The organism is Hydrogenophaga atypica (assembly GCF_042665215.1).
Lineage (GTDB): Bacteria > Pseudomonadota > Gammaproteobacteria > Burkholderiales > Burkholderiaceae_C > Hydrogenophaga > Hydrogenophaga defluvii_A.
This window is the reverse complement of sequence record NZ_JBHTCA010000002.1, coordinates 311138-328199: the sequence shown is the minus strand read 5'-3', so window position 1 is coordinate 328199 and position 17062 is coordinate 311138. Positions and strand designations below refer to the sequence as shown.

Below are 17062 nucleotides of genomic sequence, written 5' to 3'. Positions count from 1 at the left end.
GCTTTGCAAAACTGGGGGTAAGCAGTTGCCGGCGTCTCTCATGCCGCCGTGTTGACCCTTCGCCAAAAGACACCTTCGGCGGACTTGGCGGTTGTTCAGCTGCGTCAGTGGTATCTCTGAACGGTGCGTTGGGTGGCGTTTTGGGCTACTTTGCTCGTTGCTGGGGATTGCTTTTGCCCGAATCACTCAACATCGTGCCACCAGCATGTGCTGGGGCATGAAAGTGAATATGCGTTTGTTGTCCCTCTATCGTTCTTCTATCCCACGCGCCGTGTCCGCCCTGGGGCTGGTGTCGATCACCGTCGCGCTGACCGGTTGTTATGTGGTGCCAATTGACACGCGCACAGGGCAGCCCGCCTCTTTGCCCAGCAGCGCGCCGGCGGCAGCGCCTGCTCCGGCAGTGCCATTGATTTTTCCAGCGCGGCTTTACCCTGCCAACGAACTGGCCAGCGGCTACGGGCTCGTCCACGCCACGGTCAGCAACGATTTGAAAGGGCGGGGCACTTTCAACGCCGCCATCGCAGGTGAGAGTTTTGTCGGCGAGGCCACGCGAAGGGCTGGGTCCAACCGAGACGGCGTGGCCAATGGCGCGGGCAACCGGGGCGCCTACCTGAGCTGTCAGTACACGATGAACTCAGCCACCCAAGGCACTGGCACCTGCCGCCTGAACAACGGCGCGGAGTTCACCATGCACGTGGGCAATTGAGCCTGCGCGAGGTGATCCAGTGCCCGCCAGTGGCTTGATCCACCGACGGCGTCGGTGGATTCGGTAGGCTGGCCCGCAACGGCGCTGTGCACGGGGCCGCCATGGCCCCAACCAATTTGATCTGGAGGAAACAAGATGAGCAAAACCCTGCGTCTGTCTGAAAAATGGTTCCACCGCGGCTTGTGGCTGGTCGCGTTCCTGTTTGCGTGGTTTTTGGTGGGCCTGGGCAGCACCGTCGTGGGCGATCTGCCGCAGGTGGAGGAGCGCCGGTCGCTGGACGACCACCTGGACCCTGCCCGCGCGCCGGTGGTGAAGAACGCGATCCTCGTTGCGCAGAAAAACGCCAAGGATGCGCAGGACGCACTGGATCAGGCACAGCTGCGCCAACAGTCAGCCGAGGCCAACAACCGCGCCGCGCGCGAAACCTTCAGCAACTGGCTGGCCACGCGCAAGGTCACGGCCCGGCAGGACCAGGATGAAGAGCTGATTGCCCGCACGAAACAACTGGACGAACTGCGCCAGGCCGAGCGCGACGCGTTGGCCCAGGTGGAGAAGCAGCAGCAGGCCGCGCTGGACGCACGTCAGGCCGCAGAGCGCGCCCAGAACGAACTGCATAGCCTGCAAGACAGCGCGCGAGCTGAGTTTCTGGGCGAGCAGCGTGCGCAGGAGCTGCGCGTGTTCGGCTACCGGCTGCTGCTCACGTTGCCGCTGCTGGCGGTGGCAGGTTGGCTGTTCGCCAAGAAGCGCAAGACCCCTTCGTGGCCTTTTGTGTGGGGGTTCATTTTTTTCGCCTTGTTTGCGTTTTTCGTGGAGCTGGTGCCCTATCTGCCCAGCTACGGTGGCTATGTGCGCTACATCGTGGGCATCGTGCTCACGGTGATCGGCGGGCGGTATGCCATACAGGCGCTGCAGCGCTATCTGGAGCAGCAGAAGCTGGCTGAAGCCCAGCCCGCCCAGGCGCGCCAGCGCGACATGGACTACGACCAGGCACAGGCCCGCATGACGAGCAGCATATGCCCGGGCTGCGAGCGCACGGTGGACATGAAAGACGGCAAAACCGACTTCTGCCCACACTGTGGTCTGTGCCTGTTTGACCGCTGTGGTCACTGCAGCACACGCAAGAACGCGTTTGCTCGTTACTGTTTTTCGTGCGGTACCTTGTCCGAGGCGCCTGTCGCGGCGCGGGGCGTGTTGTCGACTGAGGATGCCAGCGCGGTTTGAGTGCGCCGGTTCGCAGCCCTCATTCAGCGGATACGAGGGGCTCTTCTGGGTGGGCGCGGTTGAACTGCGCCACATCGCGGATGTTCTTCTGCACCGCCACGGCGCCAAACAGCGCGAGCAGGAAGGCCATGGCGTAGAACCCCTTTTCGCTGGCGGCCAGCGTGGCGTTCCACAGCCCCACTGTCAGCAACAACAACGCAAGGGCCAGCGAAACCCAGCACAGGCCGTAGTAGATGCCGGTGACGGGGATGCCTTCGATGCGGTCGCGCACAGACTTTTGCAGCGACACCGCCGAGAACAGGCCATACATCAGCAAGGTGAAGTAGTAGCCTTTTTCGTTGAGCAACATCCGCGCATTCCACAGACCCGTGAGGTACACCACCGCGCCCACCAGCAGGGCGGCCCAGGAGGCCCCGATGAAAGCCCCGGTGGGGCGTTGGGCAACGTAAGCGGGTGCGGGCATGGATTTTTCCTCCTGATTTTTTTGAACGATGCGGGACTTTAGCGGATGCCAGCGCCCACCCACCGTGGCCACGCGCACTGGCACGTCGAGCGATGGTCCACAAAAGAGCGCTGTTTCCATGTGTGTCGGAAACAGACGCTCATCGGACCCGCCAAGTCAGTCCTCTGCGGCGGAAGCCAGTGCGGGTTCGCTCTGCGCCGGCTCGAACTTGAGGTGGCCCACATATTGCAGCGTCTGTTGGGTTCGCACCGAGGGCACATCGCCCTCGCGCATGTGCAGCAGGTCGGCGGGGTTGACCAGCAGCGGGTCCACCGTGGTCAGCGGCAATTGGGCCTGCTGGTAGGCGGCCAGCACAAACTGGGAGCAAAAAAACCGGTCGTTGCGCGCGGCCCCCAATTGCACCGCGGCGAGACCGCGCAGACAGAAATCACGCACCAGTCCTGGCAGGATGGGCAGCTCGCAGTACTGGCGTTGCAGCGTGAAGGGGGCCTGCAGCACGATGCCGAGGGTGTTGTACTTTTTACCTTCTTGGGCTTGGGCAAACCCGCGCATGGCTTGCGCGTGCTCTGGGCGCAAACCAGGGTGACGGAAGGCGACGATGGTCGATTCGTCGGCCATGAACGCACCAATGGGTCGTATGCGAACACCCGAGCCCACGGCTTCGGCGATTTGGCCATCACCCAGGTAGAGGGCCGCATGGCTCACGGGCGCCAGCGTCAGCAGCCGGATGCCAACCGACACCAGCCCGGCCGTGTTGGACAGGACCATATCGCCCGCCTGCAGTTCGGTGGGGGCAATGTGCTGGCCACCATTGGCGGGTGTGAGCAGCAAGCGTTTTTGCAGTTGCACCGGGGACTGGCCCTGGGCAAGGGCCCCGGGATCGAAGCGGCTGGCGCAGCCCGCCAGCGCCACAAGCACCAACGCCATCAGCGTGGCGGCGCTTTTTGAATACATGTTGTTGTCTCCCTGCCCTCGAAACTCAGATGCCGCGCGCGCGCTCCGCCTTGAAGCGCGCGCGGAAGGCGCTGAACTGGCCCGCATCCAGCGCCTCGCGCACCTCGCGCATGAGGTTGAGGTAGTAGTGCAGGTTGTGGATGGTGGTCAGCATGGGGCCGAGCATTTCGCCGCAGCGGTCCAGGTGGTGCAGGTAGGCGCGGCTGAAGCCGTCACGCCCGCCGTCGTTCCACGGCACGCCGCTGCCACCGGCGCAGGCGTGGCAGGTGCAGCTGGGGTCCAGCGGCTGCGGGTCGGCCTTGTGGCGGGCGTTGCGGATTTTCAGATCGCCGTGGCGGGTGAAGATGGTGCCGTTGCGTGCGTTGCGGGTGGGCATCACGCAGTCGAACATGTCGACGCCGCAGGCCACGCCCTCGACCAAATCCTCCGGCGTGCCCACGCCCATCAGGTAGCGCGGCTTGTGGGCCGGCAGCCGGTGTGGCGTGTGGGCCATGATTTGCAGCATCTGCTCTTTGGGCTCGCCCACGCTCACGCCGCCAATGGCGTAGCCGGGGAAGTCCATCTCCACCAGCGCGTCCAGCGATTCCTGGCGCAGGTTTTCGAACATGCCACCCTGCACGATGCCGAACAGCGCGTTGGGGTTGCCCAGGCGCTCGAACTCGGCCTTGGAGCGCACGGCCCAGCGCCGGCTCATCTCCATGCTCTTGCGCGCCTCGGCCTCGGTGGTGAGGTGGCCCTTGGTCTCGTAGGGCGTGCACTCATCGAGCTGCATCACGATGTCGCTGTTGAGGATGGTCTGGATCTGCATGCTGACCTCGGGCGACATGAACAGCTTGTCGCCGTTCACGGGCGAGGCAAAGTGCACGCCTTCCTCGGTGATCTTGCGCATGGCGCCCAGGCTCCAGACCTGGAAGCCGCCCGAGTCAGTGAGGATGGGCTTGTTCCATTGCTCGAACTGGTGCAGCCCGCCAAAGCCTTTCATGATGTCCAGGCCGGGGCGCATCCACAGGTGGAAGGTGTTGCCCAGGATGATTTGTGCGCCCATCTCGTGCAGGCTGCGCGGCATGACGCCTTTGACCGTGCCATAGGTGCCCACGGGCATGAAGATGGGCGTTTGCACCACGCCGTGGTTGAGCGTGAGGGTGCCTCGGCGGGCGTGGCCCTCGGTCTTGTGAACTTGGAACTGGAGCATGGTGTCGATTGTCCACCATGGCCCGCTCACGGTGGGGTCAGCGGGCCGGGTGGTCGGCGAACAGCTGAGCCACCTGGGTGCGCAGCCACTGGTGCCCTGGATCGCGGTGCTGGTGCTCGTGCCAGAGCTGGCAGATGGTGCTGTCGGGCAACCGCAGGCGCAACGGGCGCGCGACCAGGCCGAAGGGCGCGGCCGCCCGATCCGCAAACCGCTCGGGTACGGTGGCCACCAGCTGGGTGCTGGCCAGCACATGGCCCAAGGCCACGTAGTGCGGCACGGTGAGCTGGATGTCGCGCTGCAGACCCAGTTGTGCCAACGCATCTTCCACCCGCCCGTGGCCGGTGCCTTCGGCCACCACACGCACATGCGCGGCGCGCTGGTAGGCGGCTGCGCTCAGGGTGCTGTGGCGCGCCAGCGGATGTGTGGCGTTCATCAGCGCCACATAGCGCTGGCGGAACAAGGCCTGTTGGTAGAAGCCGGCCTGAAGCTGGGGCAGCAGGCCCAAGGCCAGGTCCACCCGGCCACTGCCCATGTCGTCGCGCAGGGTGGGGGTGCCCACCGGCACACACAACAGTTTCACGCCGGGCGCCTCGCGCGCCAGGGCGTCCATGAGCACCGGCAGGAAGTAGATCTCCCCCACGTCCGTGAGGGCCAGGGTGAAGCGCCGCGTGCTGGTGCTGGGGTCGAACGAGGCGCGCACGTTGAGCGCTGCGTGCAGGGCATCCAGCGCCTGAGCCACCGGCGCCGCGAGCTGTTCCGCATACGGCGTGGGCCGCATGCCCGTTGGTGTACGCACAAACAGCTCGTCGCCCAGCAGTTGCCGCAGGCGGCGCAGCGCGTTGCTCACGGCCGGTTGGCTCAGTTGCAGCTCCTGCGCGGCACGCGACACCTGGCGGGTTTGCAGCAAGCGATGAAACACCACCAGCAGGTTGAGATCGACGTCGGCCAGTTCCATGGCTCGCATTATTTCATCGGTGAATGAGGCGTATCACCGAGATTCGATTGATGGATGTGCGTCGGCCCGCCATCATCTGCGCTGGACACCCCTTGAGGAGACACACATGACCACCCACACCGGCGCAGCCGGCCCCGACGCCCTGGCCTGGGAGCGTGAGGACAGCAGCCGCATTCCGTTTGCCGTGTACACCGACGAAGAGCGTCACCGCCGTGAGCTGGAACGGTTCTTCTACCGTGGCCACTGGTGCTACGTGGGCCTGGAGGCGGAAATTCCGAACGAAGGCGACTTCAAGCGCACGGTGGTGGGTGAGCGCTCGGTCATCATGAGCCGCGCCGCCGGGGGCGAGATCCATGTCGTCGAAAACGTCTGTGCCCACCGTGGCATGCGGTTTTGCCGCGAACGCCATGGCAACCGCAAAACCTTTGTCTGCCCCTACCACCAGTGGAGCTACGCCCCCGACGGTGAATTGCGCAACGTGCCCTTCCGCCGTGGCCTGCGCCAGGGCGACCAGCTCAACGGCGGAATGCCACCCGACTTCGACATGTCACAACATGGGCTCACCAAGCTCAAGGTGGCGCGCCGGGGTGGGGTCGTGTTCGCGTCTTTCGACCACGAGGTCGAGTCGCTGGAAGACTACATGGGGCCCACCATCCTGGGCTACTTCGACCGGCTCTTCAACGGCCGGCAGCTCACCTTGCTGGGCTACAACCGCCAACGCATCCCGGGCAACTGGAAGCTGATGCAGGAGAACATCAAAGACCCGTACCACCCCGGTTTGCTGCACACCTGGTTTGTCACCTTTGGCCTGTGGCGGGCCGACAACCAGTCGCAACTGCGCATGGATGCCCATGGACGCCATGCCGCCATGATTTCCACCCGCGGCTCTGGCGGGCAGGCCGGTGGCGAGGCGGCTCAGGTGACACAAGTGTCCAGCTTCAAGGCCCGCATGCAACTGGAAGATGCGCGCTTTCTGGACATCGTGCCGGAGCCCTGGTGGAACGGGCCCACGGCGGTGATGATGACCCTGTTTCCCAGTGTGATCTTCCAGCAGCAGGTCAACAGCGTGTCCACCCGCCACATTCAGCCCGACGGGCACGGCCATTTCGATTTTGTCTGGACCCATTTCGGCTTTGCCGACGACACACCCGAGATGACCGAGCGCCGGCTGCGCCAGGCCAACCTGTTTGGGCCCGCCGGTTTTGTGAGTGCCGACGACGGCGAGGTGATCGAGTTTTCGCAGCAAGCCTTCGACAGCAAGCCCGGGCACCGGGCCGTGGCCGAACTGGGTGGCCGCGAGGCGGGCGACACCGAGCACATGATCACCGAAACGCTGATTCGGGGCATGTACGACTACTGGCGCAAAGTGATGGAGGCATGACGGTGGCTGATTTTCTGCAACTGGACTTCGACACCCACCAGGCACTGACGCGCCTGTACGCCGACTACGCCCACGCGCTGGACAGCGCTGAGTGGGACCGATGGCCCGGCTTCTTCACCGAACGCTGCCTGTACCAAGTGCAGCCGCGCGAAAACCACGAACGGGGCTTTGCGCTGGCCACCTTGTCGTTCGACAGCCAGGCCATGCTGCGCGACCGCATTTACGCCATCCGCGAGACGCTGTTCCACGACCCCTACTACCAGCGCCACGTGGTGGGCGCCCCGGTGGTGCGCCACATCGACGCGCGAGGCCTGCATTGCGAGGCCAACTACGCGGTGTTTCGCACCAAACTCGATGGTCCCAGCACCGTGTTCAACGTGGGCCGCTACCTCGACGTGGTGGTGCGCACGCCCGAGGGCCTGCGTTTTGCCGAGCGGCGTTGCATCTTTGACAGCGAGATGATCCCCAATTCGCTGATTTACCCGATTTGACGTCGCTTTACAATTCGGTCTTGCTTTACTTTGTGGATCGCTTTACATTGAGGCGGTTCAAGGAGTTTCACCATGCAAGCCGATCTTGTGGTTTCAGACGCCGTTGTGTCCAGCAAAGGGCAGGTCACGTTGCCGGCCGCCATGCGCGCGCAATTGGGCATAGGCCCGGGTTCGCACATCCGTTTTGAGTTGCGCGGTAAGGAACTGGTGATCAAGCCCGAAGTGCCCATCAGCGCCTACCGTGGCATTCTCAAGCCCTACAACCTGGACCCTGCCGACCTGGAGATCCCCAAGGAGAAAGACCGGGAGTTTCTGTGAACGTGGTGGATTCATCGGGCTGGATCGAGTATTTGCTGGACACGCCCCGGGCCAATCTGTTCGCTGAGCCCATTGAGCAGCGCGCCGATCTTCTGGTACCCGTCATCGCGCTGTACGAAGTCCACAAAATCCTCAGCCGCAAAGTGGCACCCGACATGGTGCGCACCTGTCTGGACGTGATGCGCCTGGGCCGCGTGCTGGCGCTGACCGACGCGCGTGCGGTGGCCGCCGCCGAGGTGTCGGCACGGCACAACCTGGCCATGGCCGACGCGGTCATGTACAGCCTGGCGCTGGAGCACGGCGCCACCTTCTGGACGCAGGACATCGACTACCAGGGCCTGCCCGGTGTTCAGTGTTTTGCGAAGTCCTGACGCTCCAGCAGCATCGCGTCGCCATAACTGAAGAAGCGGTAGCCCTGCGCGATGGCGTGCCGGTACAGCGCCATGATGTGCTCGTAACCCGCAAAGGCGCTCACCAGCATCATGAGCGTGCTTTTGGGCAGGTGGAAGTTGGTCAACAGCAGGTCAATCACCTGGAAGCGGAAGCCCGGCGTGATGAAGATTTGGGTGTCGCCGTCGGCTTGGCCGAACGCGGCCCAGCTCTCCAGCGTGCGCACGGTGGTGGTGCCCACGCCCAGCACGCGGCCGCCGCGCGCGCGGCAGTCGGCAATGGCTTGCTGGGTTTCGGGCGGCACGCGGTACCACTCGGCGTGCATGGTGTGTTCGGCGATGTTTTCGGTCTTGACCGGCTGGAAGGTGCCGGCGCCCACGTGCAGCGTGACCTCGGCGGTGTGGATACCACGCGCCTTCAGCTCGGCCAGCACGCTTTCGTCGAAGTGCAGCGCCGCCGTGGGCGCGGCCACCGCGCCGGGGTGCTTGGCGAACACGGTTTGGTAACGGCGCTCGTCCTCGGCGTCGTCGCAGTGGGTGATGTAGGGCGGCAGCGGCACGTGGCCGTGCGCGGCCATCAGGGCGTGGGGTTCGCCTGAGAACTGGAAGCGGAACAGCTGGCCGTCTTCGTTGGGCCAGCGCCCCACCAGCGTGGCCGTGAAGTCGCCCACCATGTGCAGCACACCGCCCGCCAGGGGCTTTTTGCTGACCTTCATGTGGGCCACCACCTCGTGGTTCTGCAGCACACGTTCCACCAGCAGCTCCACCTTGCCGCCGGTGGACTTTTCACCAAAGAGCCGGGCCTTGACCACCTGGGTGTTGTTGAAGACGACCAGATCACCTTCGCGCAGCAGGCCGGGCAATTCGCGGAACACGCGGTCCACCGGCGTGGCGGCGCGGCCATCGAGCAGGCGCGAGGCGCTGCGTTCGGGCGCGGGGTGTTGGGCAATGAGTTCGGGGGGCAGAGCGAAATCGAAGTCGCTCAGGGAGAAAGTGCGCGTTGCAGCGGTCATGTGCTTGAGGGCCGGACAGACCCGTTCCAAGAAATTCGGGAAGGCACAATTGTCCCATGCCCGATGTGTCCACCGCCCCCAAACCCCTGTCGCCAGCCCAGAAGGCGATGCGCAAGCTGGGCCTGGTGCGCGACATCGACCTGGCCCTGCACCTGCCCCTGCGCTACGTGGACGAGACGCGCCTGCAGCGCATTGCCGATGTGCGCGATGGCGAGATGGGGCAGGTGGAGGGCACGGTGGTGCACAGCGGTGTGATGCCGGGCGCACGCCGCCAGTTCAAAGCCTTGATTGAGGACAACAGCGACACGCTGGAGCTGCGTTTTTTCACTTTCTTCCCTTCACACCAGAAGGCGCTGGCCGAAGGCAACCAGGTGCGCGTGCGTGGCGAGATGCGCGGCGGTTTTGCTGGCCGCCAGATGCTGCACCCCACGGTGATGCCTGCGGGCGGGCCGCTGCCGCAGTCGCTCACGCCCGTCTACCCCACCAGTGCCCAGCTGCCCCAGGTCTACCTGCGGCGCGCCGTCGAGCGCGGTCTGAGTCGGGCCGAATTGTCCGAGACCTTGCCACCCGAAGCCCTGCGCGACCTGCCCGGTCGCGAAACGCGTGGCTGGAACCTGCGCGAGGCCTTGCGCTACCTGCACCATCCCACGCTCGACGTGTCGATGGCGGCACTGGAGGACCAGAGCCACCCGGCCTGGCAGCGCCTCAAGGCCGAGGAACTGCTGGCCCAGCAACTCTCGCAACTCACGGCCAAGCGCGCCCGCGATGCCTTGCGCGCGCCGGCCCTGCACACCCGCCCCGGTGGCCTGCACGAAAAGCTGCTGGCCGCCTTGCCCTTTGCGTTGACCGGCGCCCAGCGCCGCGTGGGCGAGGAAATCGCCCGCGACCTGGCCCGCCGGGTGCCCATGCACCGCCTGCTGCAGGGCGACGTGGGCTCGGGCAAGACCGTGGTGTCGGCCTTGGCCGCCGCCATCGCCATCGACAGCGGCTGGCAGTGTGCGCTGATGGCGCCCACCGAAATCCTGGCCGAGCAGCACTTTGCCAAGCTGGTGGGCTGGCTGGAGCCGCTGGGCATCACCGTGGCCTGGCTCACCGGCAGCCAGAAGACCAAGCAGAAGCGCGACATGCTGGCGCAAGTGGAGAGCGGCGCCGCCCAACTGGTGGTGGGCACCCACGCGGTGATCCAGGACAAGGTGAAGTTCAAGAACCTCGCTTTGGCGGTGATCGACGAGCAGCACCGCTTTGGTGTGGCGCAGCGGCTGGCTTTGCGGGAGAAGATGAGTGAAAACGGCCAAGAGCCGCACATGCTCATGATGTCGGCCACGCCGATCCCGCGCACGCTCGCCATGAGCTACTACGCCGACCTCGACGTCTCCACCATCGACGAGTTGCCGCCCGGGCGCACGCCCATCGTCACCAAACTGCTCAGCGACAGCCGGCGCGACGAGCTGATCGAACGCATCGGCGCGCAACTGGCCCAGGGCCGGCAGGTCTATTGGGTGTGCCCGCTGATCGAGGAAAGCGAGGCGCTGGACCTGAGCAACGCCACCGCCACACACGCTGAGTTGTCTGAAGCGCTGCCGGGTGTCATGGTGGGCCTCCTGCACTCGCGCATGCCGGTGGCCGAGAAAAAGGCGGTCATGCAGTTGTTCACCGAAGGCGTGATGGGCGTGCTGGTCAGCACCACGGTGATCGAGGTGGGCGTGGACGTGCCCAACGCCTCGCTCATGGTCATCGAACACGCCGAGCGTTTTGGCCTCAGCCAGCTGCACCAGCTGCGCGGCCGCGTGGGGCGCGGCGCGGCGGCTTCGGCCTGTGTGCTGCTCTACAGCACGCCCGACGGCGGCCGCCTGGGCGAAACCGCCCGCGAACGCCTGCGCGCCATGGCCGACACCAACGACGGCTTCGAGATCGCCCGCCGCGACCTGGACATCCGTGGCCCGGGCGAGTTTTTGGGCGCCCGCCAGTCGGGCGCGCCCCTGCTGCGTTTCGCCGACCTGGCCACCGACACCCACCTGCTGGAATGGGCCCGAGCTTGGGCGCCCCGGATGCTGGACCAGCACGCCCATTTGGCGCAACGCCACACGGAACGCTGGTTGGGGGGAAAATCCGACTATCTGAAGGCATAAGCTGATAGGCGGAGACATGACACTGACCGAACTGAAGTACATCGTCGCCGTGGCGCGTGAGAAGCATTTTGGCCACGCGGCCGAGGCCTGCCATGTCTCGCAGCCCACGCTGAGTGTGGCGATCAAGAAGCTTGAAGAAGAGCTGGAGGTCAAGCTGTTCGAGCGCAATGCCAGCGAGGTGGCCGTGACGCCCTTGGGCGAAGAAATCGTGCGCCAGGCGCAGACCGTGCTGGAGCAGGCGGCCAGCATCAAGGAGATCGCCAAGCGCGGCAAAGACCCGCTGTCGGGCCCGCTCAAGCTGGGCGTGATCTACACCATCGGCCCCTATTTGTTGCCCGATCTGGTGCGTCAGGTCATCGAGCGCTCGCCCCAAATGCCGCTGATGTTGCAGGAGAACTTCACCGTCAAGCTGCTGGAGCAGTTGCGCCTGGGCGAGATCGACGCCGCCATCCTGGCCGAGCCTTTCCCCGACACCAACCTGGCCCTGGCGCCGCTGTACGACGAGCCGTTTTACGCGGCGGTGCCGGTGTCGCACCCGCTGGCGCAAAAGGGCAGCGTGACGGCCGAAGAGCTGAAGCAGGAAACCATGCTGTTGTTGGGCAACGGCCACTGCTTCCGCGACCACGTGCTGGAGGTGTGCCCCGAATTCGCGCGTTTTTCCAACGAGGCCGAGGGCATACGCAAGAGTTTCGAGGGCTCCTCGCTGGAGACCATCAAACACATGGTGGCCGCCGGCATGGGCATCACCCTGGTGCCACGCCTGTCGGTGCCGCGTTCGGCCTTGTGCACCGACGGCGCACAGACGCAGGGCCAGGACTTTGGTGACTCGGCCTACGTGCGCTACCTGCCCTTTGCCGGTGAAGCGCCCACGCGCCGCGTGGTGCTGGCCTGGCGGCGCAGCTTCACCCGCTACGAGGCCATCGCTGCCCTGCGCAACGCCATTTATGGCTGCGAACTGCCTGGCGTCAAACGCCTTTCCTGATCAACATGCTGGACCGACTGAACCTGTACCTCGACCTGATTCGCTGGAACCGCCCCGCCGGCTGGCTGTTGTTGCTGTGGCCCACGCTGGCGGCACTGTGGGTGGCGTCCGGTGGCTTTCCGGGTTGGCATCTGCTGGCCGTGTTCACCCTGGGCACCATCCTCATGCGCAGCGCGGGCTGCTGCATCAACGACGTGGCCGACCGTGAGTTCGACAAACACGTCAAGCGCACCGCCCAGCGGCCCATCACCAGTGGCAAGGTGGGTGTAAAGGAGGCCCTGGCGGTGGGCGCGGTGTTGGCGTTGGCGGCGTTCGGGTTGGTGCTCACCACCAACGCCGTGACCATCGCCTGGTCGTTTGCGGCGCTGGCGGTCACGCTGGCCTACCCGTATGCCAAGCGGTTCGTTTCCATGCCACAGGCGGTGCTGGGCGTGGCCTTCAGCTTTGGCATCCCCATGGCGTTTGCGGCCACGCAGGGCGAGATCCCGCCGCTGGCCTGGGGCATGCTGCTGGGCAACCTGTTCTGGGTGCTGGCCTACGACACCGAATACGCCATGGTCGACCGGGACGACGACCTCAAGATCGGCATGAAGACCTCGGCCATCACCCTGGGGCGCTGGGATGTGCCTGCCATCACCGCGTTTTATGTGATCTACCTGGCGGTGTGGGCCGCGTTGCTGGCACCGCTGATGCCTTCAGCCGGCCGCTGGCTGATGTGGGCTGGCTTGGCTGTGGCCCTGGGCCAGGTGGTCTGGCACGTGTGGCTGATCAAGGACCGCAGTCGGGAAGGCTGTTTCAAGGCCTTCCGGCTCAACCACTGGCTGGGCTTGTCGGTGTTTGTGGGCGTGGCCGTGTCATCCGCCCTGGCTTGATCAGGCGCCGAACTCGTCGCCCAGTTCTTTGGCGCGCACCTGCGCCGCGTGCATGGCCGCCACAAAAGCGACCTTGATGCCCGCCGATTCCATGGACGTGAGGGCAGCAAAGGTGGTGCCGCCCTTGGAAGTGACGCGTTCGCGCAACACTTCGGGCGGTTCGTCCGAGGCGGCGGCCAGGGCAGACGCGCCGACAAAGGTGCCAATCGCCAGCTTTTGGGCGGTGGCTGCGTCCAGCCCCATGTGTATGCCCGCCTCGCGCATGGCTTCCAAGAAATAAAACACGTAGGCAGGGCCGGAGCCGGACAGGGCGGTCACGGTGTCCAGGTCACTTTCCCGCTGCAGCCACACATGGGCGCCGGTGGTGGCCACGACGGCCTCCACCTGGGCGCGGTCGCTGGCGCTGGCGCCGGGGCGGGCGTACAGGCCGGTCATGCCCTGGCCCACCAGGGCGGGGGTGTTGGGCATGGCGCGCACGATGCGCTCGGTGCCCAGCCAAGTGGCCATGCTGTCGCTGCGTATGCCGGCGGCCACGCTGAGGTGCAACGCGCGGGCGGTGTGGGGTGCAGAGGCCAAGGCGGCCTCTTTGAAGGTCTGCGGCTTGACGGCCCAGACCACCAGGCCGGCGCGCGCCAGCGCAACGCCAGGGGCCTCCAGCACGGTGATGCCCGGAAACTGCTCGCGCAGCTTGTCTCGCTGGGGGCCATAGGGCTCGACGACGTCAATCAGTGCGGCGGGCAGCCCTTGTTTGAGCAAGCCGCCGATGATGGCGCTGGCCATGTTGCCGCCGCCGATGAAGGCCAGGGGAGAGGGGGACGTTGGGGTCATGTGGTGTGTGGCGCAAGGGGTTGGAGCAGGCCGGCATTGTCGCCGCTGCACATTTTCTGCGCAGCCGCTTGACAGAGTCTTGACGCGCTGCAATAATCACAGGCTTCGTTCTGAAAAGACCGAAGTTTTCTGCCCACCGAAGCGTGTCGGGCTCGTCTGTTCTGAGTGAATGGGTGGGTGATGCGCAACGACGGGCCCAAGACTGATCGCCTGCGGCCGTGGTGGCTGCCGGGATTCAAGTTGGGACTTAAATCAAATGATTCAAACGCAATCTCGACTCGATGTTGCCGACAACACGGGTGCCAAGTCCGTGATGTGCATCAAGGTGCTGGGCGGCTCCAAGCGTCGCTACGCCAGCGTGGGCGACATCATCAAAGTGAGCATCAAAGAAGCCGCTCCGCGTGGCCGCGTCAAAAAAGGCGAGGTCTACAGCGCTGTGGTGGTGCGCACCGCCAAGGGCATCCGTCGCAGCGACGGCGCGCTCGTCAAATTCGATGGCAACGCCGCTGTGTTGCTGAACGCCAAGCTGGAGCCTATCGGCACCCGCATCTTCGGCCCGGTGACGCGCGAGCTGCGTACCGAGAAGTTCATGAAGATCGTGTCGCTGGCCCCTGAGGTCCTCTGAGGAATCGCCATGAACAAGATTCGTAAAGGTGACGAAGTCATCGTGATCGCGGGCCGCGACAAGGGCAAGCGTGGCAAGGTTGTCCTGCGCTCTGACGAAGAGCGTCTGGTGGTTGAGGGTGTGAATCTGGTCAAGAAGCACGCCAAGCCCAACCCCATGAAGGGCATCACCGGCGGCATCATCGACAAGACCATGCCCATCCACCAGTCCAACGTGGCCATTTACAACCCGGCGGCTGGCAAGGCTGACCGCGTGGGTATCAAGGTTCTGGCAGACGGCAAAAAAGTGCGCGTCTTCAAGTCCAGTGGCGAAGAGATCAAGGCGGCTTGAACATGACACGCTTTCAAGAAATCTACCGCGACAAGGTCGCGCCCTCGCTGGTCGAGAAGTTTGGTTACAAGTCGGTCATGGAAGTGCCGCGCATCACGAAGATCACCCTGAACATGGGTGTGAGCGAGGCTGTGGCTGACAAGAAAGTCATGGACAACGCTGTGGGTGACCTGACCAAGATTGCTGGTCAGAAGCCTGTGGTCACCAAGGCCCGCAAGGCCATCGCTGGTTTCAAGATCCGCGAGCAGCAAGCCATTGGCTGCATGGTGACCCTGCGTGGCGCCAAGATGTATGAATTCCTGGACCGTTTCGTCACCGTGGCCCTGCCCCGTGTGCGTGACTTCCGTGGTATCTCGGGCAAGGCGTTTGATGGCCGTGGCAACTACAACATCGGCGTCAAAGAACAGATCATCTTCCCCGAGATCGAGTACGACAAGATCGACGCCCTGCGTGGTCTGAACATCAGCATCACGACGACCGCCAAGTCCGACGACGAGTGCAAGGCACTGCTGGCTGGTTTCCGTTTCCCGTTCAAGAACTGAGGTAGCCTGTGGCAAAACAAGCTCTACTCCAGCGCGAAGTCAAGCGCGAAAAACTCGCCGCTCAGTTCGCCAAGAAATACACGGAACTCAAGGCCGTGTCCAAGGATGCCAAGCGCTCTGACGAAGAGCGCGACGCTGCCCGTCTGGCACTGCAAAAGCTGCCCCGCAACGCCAACCCGACCCGCCAGCGCAACCGCTGCGAGATCACCGGTCGTCCGCGTGGCACCTTCTCTCAATTCGGTCTGGGTCGCATGAAGATCCGCGAGATGGCGTTTGCGGGTGAAATCCCGGGCGTCACCAAGGCCAGCTGGTAAGCCCTAGGAGAACATCAAATGAGCATGAGTGATCCTATCGCCGATATGCTGACCCGCATCCGCAACGCCCAGATGGTGGCGAAGGAAGCGGTGGTCATGCCCGCCTCGAAAGTCAAGGCCGCCATTGCGCAGGTCCTGAAAGACGAAGGCTACATCGATGGCTTCCAGGTCAAGACCGACGGTGGCAAGAGCGAACTGCACATCGCCCTCAAATACTACGCCGGTCGCCCGGTGATCGAGCGCATCGAGCGCGTGAGCCGCCCTGGCCTGCGTGTGTACAAGGGCCGTGATGCCATCCCTCAGGTCATGAACGGCCTGGGGGTGGCGATCGTGACGACACCCAAGGGTGTGATGACCGACCGCAAGGCCCGCGCCACTGGCGTGGGCGGCGAAGTTCTGTGTTACGTCGCCTGACGCGGGCATTGAGGAGTTTTTGAAATGTCTCGTGTAGGAAAACTGGCTGTGGCAATTCCGCAAGGCGTGGAAGTTGCCCTGAATGCCAACACAATCAGTGTCAAGGGTGCCCTGGGTGCCCTGGAAATGAACAACAGCGTTCTGGTCAAGGTCGAAAACAACGCCGGTGCGTTGTCGTTCACCCCGGTGGATGCTTCGCGTGAAGCGAACGCCATGTCCGGCACCGTGCGCCAGTTGGTCAACAACATGGTGTTGGGTGTGAGCAAGGGCTTCGAAAAGAAGCTGAGCCTGATCGGTGTGGGTTACAAAGCCCAAGCCCAAGGTGCCAAGCTCAACCTGACGGTGGGTTACTCCCACCCGGTGGTGATGGACATGCCTGCTGGTATCAAAGTCGAAACCCCGACCCCGACCGAAGTGGTGATCAAGGGCGCTGACCGTCAGCGCGTGGGTCAGATTGCTTCGGAAGTTCGCGCCGTTCGTCCGCCCGAGCCCTACAAGGGCAAAGGCATCCGCTATGTGGACGAAAAGGTCGTGATCAAGGAAACGAAGAAGAAGTAAGGACCACAGATCATGTTGACCAAAAAAGAGCAACGTCTGCGTCGGGCCCGTCAAACCCGTGTGCGCATCGCGCAGCAAGGCGCCGTGCGCCTGACCGTGAACCGCACCAACCTGCACATCTACGCCAGCGTCATTTCTGCCGACGGCTCCAAGGTGTTGGCCTCCGCATCGACCGCTGAAGCCGAAGTGCGTACCCAGCTGGGTGCCGCAGGCAAGGGTGGCAACGCCGCCGCTGCCAGCATCATCGGCAAGCGCATCGCTGAAAAGGCGAAGGCTGCTGGCGTCGAGAAAGTCGCTTTCGACCGTTCGGGCTTTGCCTACCACGGCCGAGTCAAGGCCCTGGCAGACGCCGCGCGTGAAGCCGGCCTGCAGTTCTGATCAGACG

Annotated in this window: 22 protein-coding genes; 16 read left to right on the top strand and 6 right to left on the bottom strand. The window is 64.3% G+C overall.

Annotated features, from left to right (window positions below; all coding sequences use genetic code 11):
- The first annotated feature begins 157 nt into the window (after positions 1 to 157).
- Both ACFQPB_RS03925 and ACFQPB_RS03920 read left to right on the top strand, forming a co-directional pair.
- Entirely contained in the window at positions 158 to 706 is a 549-nt protein-coding gene (locus ACFQPB_RS03925; RefSeq protein ID WP_382219913.1) for a hypothetical protein, read from the top strand.
- Positions 707 to 841: 135 nt separating this feature from the next.
- The gene (locus ACFQPB_RS03920; RefSeq protein ID WP_382219911.1) at positions 842 to 1927 is read left to right on the top strand and encodes a serine endopeptidase; all 1086 of its coding nucleotides are present in this window, start codon (positions 842 to 844) and stop codon (positions 1925 to 1927) included.
- Positions 1928 to 1946: 19 nt separating this feature from the next.
- Here ACFQPB_RS03920 and yiaA read toward each other — a convergent pair whose 3' ends face one another.
- From yiaA to ACFQPB_RS03900, 4 genes are all read right to left on the bottom strand, one after another.
- Positions 1947 to 2390 (bottom strand): inner membrane protein YiaA, encoded by a 444-nt coding sequence (gene yiaA / locus ACFQPB_RS03915; RefSeq protein ID WP_382219909.1) that lies wholly within the window; start codon positions 2388 to 2390, stop codon positions 1947 to 1949.
- Positions 2391 to 2546: 156 nt separating this feature from the next.
- Positions 2547 to 3344, bottom strand: coding sequence for a C40 family peptidase (locus ACFQPB_RS03910; protein WP_382219907.1), 798 nt, complete (start codon positions 3342 to 3344; stop codon positions 2547 to 2549).
- A 25-nt stretch (positions 3345 to 3369) separates the two neighbouring features.
- Complete coding sequence (gene tgt, locus ACFQPB_RS03905) at positions 3370 to 4536, bottom strand: tRNA guanosine(34) transglycosylase Tgt (protein ID WP_382219905.1); 1167 nt, start codon at positions 4534 to 4536, stop codon at positions 3370 to 3372.
- A 37-nt stretch (positions 4537 to 4573) separates the two neighbouring features.
- Positions 4574 to 5491, bottom strand: coding sequence for a LysR family transcriptional regulator (locus tag ACFQPB_RS03900; RefSeq protein ID WP_382219903.1), 918 nt, complete (start codon positions 5489 to 5491; stop codon positions 4574 to 4576).
- A 106-nt stretch (positions 5492 to 5597) separates the two neighbouring features.
- Between ACFQPB_RS03900 and ACFQPB_RS03895 the strand changes: the two genes are divergently transcribed.
- The 4 genes from ACFQPB_RS03895 to ACFQPB_RS03880 all read left to right on the top strand — a co-directional run bounded on the left by ACFQPB_RS03895 (position 5598) and on the right by ACFQPB_RS03880 (position 8052).
- Positions 5598 to 6872: an aromatic ring-hydroxylating dioxygenase subunit alpha gene (locus ACFQPB_RS03895; RefSeq protein ID WP_382219901.1), complete on the top strand. Its 1275-nt coding sequence runs from the start codon at positions 5598 to 5600 to the stop codon at positions 6870 to 6872.
- A gap of 2 nt (positions 6873 to 6874) precedes the next feature.
- Positions 6875 to 7363: an aromatic-ring-hydroxylating dioxygenase subunit beta gene (locus ACFQPB_RS03890; RefSeq protein WP_382219899.1), complete on the top strand. Its 489-nt coding sequence runs from the start codon at positions 6875 to 6877 to the stop codon at positions 7361 to 7363.
- Positions 7364 to 7435: 72 nt separating this feature from the next.
- A complete protein-coding gene (locus ACFQPB_RS03885; protein ID WP_382203063.1) occupies positions 7436 to 7681 on the top strand; it encodes an AbrB/MazE/SpoVT family DNA-binding domain-containing protein in 246 nt (81 codons plus the stop codon).
- The gene (locus ACFQPB_RS03880; RefSeq protein ID WP_382203064.1) at positions 7678 to 8052 is read left to right on the top strand and encodes a type II toxin-antitoxin system VapC family toxin; all 375 of its coding nucleotides are present in this window, start codon (positions 7678 to 7680) and stop codon (positions 8050 to 8052) included. The genes ACFQPB_RS03885 and ACFQPB_RS03880 overlap by 4 nt, the downstream gene beginning before the upstream one ends.
- On the opposite strand, the gene queA is transcribed toward ACFQPB_RS03880, so the two are convergent.
- On the bottom strand, positions 8031 to 9083 hold the full coding sequence (gene queA / locus ACFQPB_RS03875; RefSeq protein ID WP_382203065.1) for a tRNA preQ1(34) S-adenosylmethionine ribosyltransferase-isomerase QueA: 1053 nt from the start codon (positions 9081 to 9083) through the stop codon (positions 8031 to 8033). The genes ACFQPB_RS03880 and queA overlap by 22 nt on opposite strands.
- Positions 9084 to 9139: 56 nt before the next feature.
- Between queA and recG the strand changes: the two genes are divergently transcribed.
- The 3 genes from recG to ubiA are packed head-to-tail and all read left to right on the top strand — an operon-like array spanning position 9140 to position 13066.
- On the top strand, positions 9140 to 11212 hold the full coding sequence (gene recG / locus ACFQPB_RS03870; protein WP_382219897.1) for an ATP-dependent DNA helicase RecG: 2073 nt from the start codon (positions 9140 to 9142) through the stop codon (positions 11210 to 11212).
- Between the two features lie 16 nt (positions 11213 to 11228).
- Positions 11229 to 12194: a LysR substrate-binding domain-containing protein gene (locus ACFQPB_RS03865; RefSeq protein ID WP_382203067.1), complete on the top strand. Its 966-nt coding sequence runs from the start codon at positions 11229 to 11231 to the stop codon at positions 12192 to 12194.
- A 5-nt stretch (positions 12195 to 12199) separates the two neighbouring features.
- Positions 12200 to 13066, top strand: a complete 867-nt coding sequence (gene ubiA, locus ACFQPB_RS03860) for a 4-hydroxybenzoate octaprenyltransferase (protein ID WP_382219895.1) — start codon at positions 12200 to 12202, stop codon at positions 13064 to 13066.
- Here ubiA and proC read toward each other — a convergent pair whose 3' ends face one another.
- Positions 13067 to 13894, bottom strand: coding sequence for a pyrroline-5-carboxylate reductase (gene proC / locus ACFQPB_RS03855; RefSeq protein WP_382219893.1), 828 nt, complete (start codon positions 13892 to 13894; stop codon positions 13067 to 13069). It abuts the gene before it with no gap.
- 256 nt (positions 13895 to 14150) lie between these two features.
- Here proC and rplN point away from each other — a divergent pair, with 256 nt between their 5' ends.
- The 7 genes from rplN to rplR are packed head-to-tail and all read left to right on the top strand — an operon-like array spanning position 14151 to position 17055.
- A complete protein-coding gene (gene rplN, locus ACFQPB_RS03850; RefSeq protein ID WP_382202479.1) occupies positions 14151 to 14519 on the top strand; it encodes a 50S ribosomal protein L14 in 369 nt (122 codons plus the stop codon).
- 9 nt (positions 14520 to 14528) lie between these two features.
- The gene (gene rplX, locus ACFQPB_RS03845) at positions 14529 to 14849 is read left to right on the top strand and encodes a 50S ribosomal protein L24 (RefSeq protein ID WP_382202478.1); all 321 of its coding nucleotides are present in this window, start codon (positions 14529 to 14531) and stop codon (positions 14847 to 14849) included.
- Between the two features lie 2 nt (positions 14850 to 14851).
- Positions 14852 to 15391 (top strand): 50S ribosomal protein L5, encoded by a 540-nt coding sequence (rplE, locus tag ACFQPB_RS03840; protein ID WP_382202476.1) that lies wholly within the window; start codon positions 14852 to 14854, stop codon positions 15389 to 15391.
- A gap of 8 nt (positions 15392 to 15399) precedes the next feature.
- The gene (rpsN, locus tag ACFQPB_RS03835; RefSeq protein ID WP_382202474.1) at positions 15400 to 15705 is read left to right on the top strand and encodes a 30S ribosomal protein S14; all 306 of its coding nucleotides are present in this window, start codon (positions 15400 to 15402) and stop codon (positions 15703 to 15705) included.
- A gap of 18 nt (positions 15706 to 15723) precedes the next feature.
- Positions 15724 to 16119, top strand: coding sequence for a 30S ribosomal protein S8 (gene rpsH / locus ACFQPB_RS03830; RefSeq protein ID WP_382219891.1), 396 nt, complete (start codon positions 15724 to 15726; stop codon positions 16117 to 16119).
- 24 nt (positions 16120 to 16143) lie between these two features.
- Positions 16144 to 16677: a 50S ribosomal protein L6 gene (gene rplF / locus ACFQPB_RS03825; protein WP_382202470.1), complete on the top strand. Its 534-nt coding sequence runs from the start codon at positions 16144 to 16146 to the stop codon at positions 16675 to 16677.
- Between the two features lie 12 nt (positions 16678 to 16689).
- On the top strand, positions 16690 to 17055 hold the full coding sequence (gene rplR / locus ACFQPB_RS03820; RefSeq protein WP_382202468.1) for a 50S ribosomal protein L18: 366 nt from the start codon (positions 16690 to 16692) through the stop codon (positions 17053 to 17055).
- Positions 17056 to 17062 lie beyond the last annotated feature (7 nt).

Excerpts from the sequence above, each read along its gene's own strand:
- ACFQPB_RS03920 (WP_382219911.1), top strand. The coding sequence starts at position 842 with ATGAGCAAAACCCTGCGTCTGTCTGAAAAATGGTTCCACCGCGGCTTG.
- yiaA (WP_382219909.1), bottom strand. The coding sequence starts at position 2,390 with ATGCCCGCACCCGCTTACGTTGCCCAACGCCCCACCGGGGCTTTCATC.
- ACFQPB_RS03910 (WP_382219907.1), bottom strand. The coding sequence starts at position 3,344 with ATGTATTCAAAAAGCGCCGCCACGCTGATGGCGTTGGTGCTTGTGGCG.
- tgt (WP_382219905.1), bottom strand. The coding sequence starts at position 4,536 with ATGCTCCAGTTCCAAGTTCACAAGACCGAGGGCCACGCCCGCCGAGGC.
- ACFQPB_RS03900 (WP_382219903.1), bottom strand. The coding sequence starts at position 5,491 with ATGGAACTGGCCGACGTCGATCTCAACCTGCTGGTGGTGTTTCATCGC.
- ACFQPB_RS03895 (WP_382219901.1), top strand. The coding sequence starts at position 5,598 with ATGACCACCCACACCGGCGCAGCCGGCCCCGACGCCCTGGCCTGGGAG.
- ACFQPB_RS03885 (WP_382203063.1), top strand. The coding sequence starts at position 7,436 with ATGCAAGCCGATCTTGTGGTTTCAGACGCCGTTGTGTCCAGCAAAGGG.
- queA (WP_382203065.1), bottom strand. The coding sequence starts at position 9,083 with ATGACCGCTGCAACGCGCACTTTCTCCCTGAGCGACTTCGATTTCGCT.
- recG (WP_382219897.1), top strand. The coding sequence starts at position 9,140 with ATGCCCGATGTGTCCACCGCCCCCAAACCCCTGTCGCCAGCCCAGAAG.
- ACFQPB_RS03865 (WP_382203067.1), top strand. The coding sequence starts at position 11,229 with ATGACACTGACCGAACTGAAGTACATCGTCGCCGTGGCGCGTGAGAAG.
- ubiA (WP_382219895.1), top strand. The coding sequence starts at position 12,200 with ATGCTGGACCGACTGAACCTGTACCTCGACCTGATTCGCTGGAACCGC.
- proC (WP_382219893.1), bottom strand. The coding sequence starts at position 13,894 with ATGACCCCAACGTCCCCCTCTCCCCTGGCCTTCATCGGCGGCGGCAAC.
- rplN (WP_382202479.1), top strand. The coding sequence starts at position 14,151 with ATGATTCAAACGCAATCTCGACTCGATGTTGCCGACAACACGGGTGCC.
- rplX (WP_382202478.1), top strand. The coding sequence starts at position 14,529 with ATGAACAAGATTCGTAAAGGTGACGAAGTCATCGTGATCGCGGGCCGC.
- rplE (WP_382202476.1), top strand. The coding sequence starts at position 14,852 with ATGACACGCTTTCAAGAAATCTACCGCGACAAGGTCGCGCCCTCGCTG.
- rpsH (WP_382219891.1), top strand. The coding sequence starts at position 15,724 with ATGAGCATGAGTGATCCTATCGCCGATATGCTGACCCGCATCCGCAAC.
- rplF (WP_382202470.1), top strand. The coding sequence starts at position 16,144 with ATGTCTCGTGTAGGAAAACTGGCTGTGGCAATTCCGCAAGGCGTGGAA.
- rplR (WP_382202468.1), top strand. The coding sequence starts at position 16,690 with ATGTTGACCAAAAAAGAGCAACGTCTGCGTCGGGCCCGTCAAACCCGT.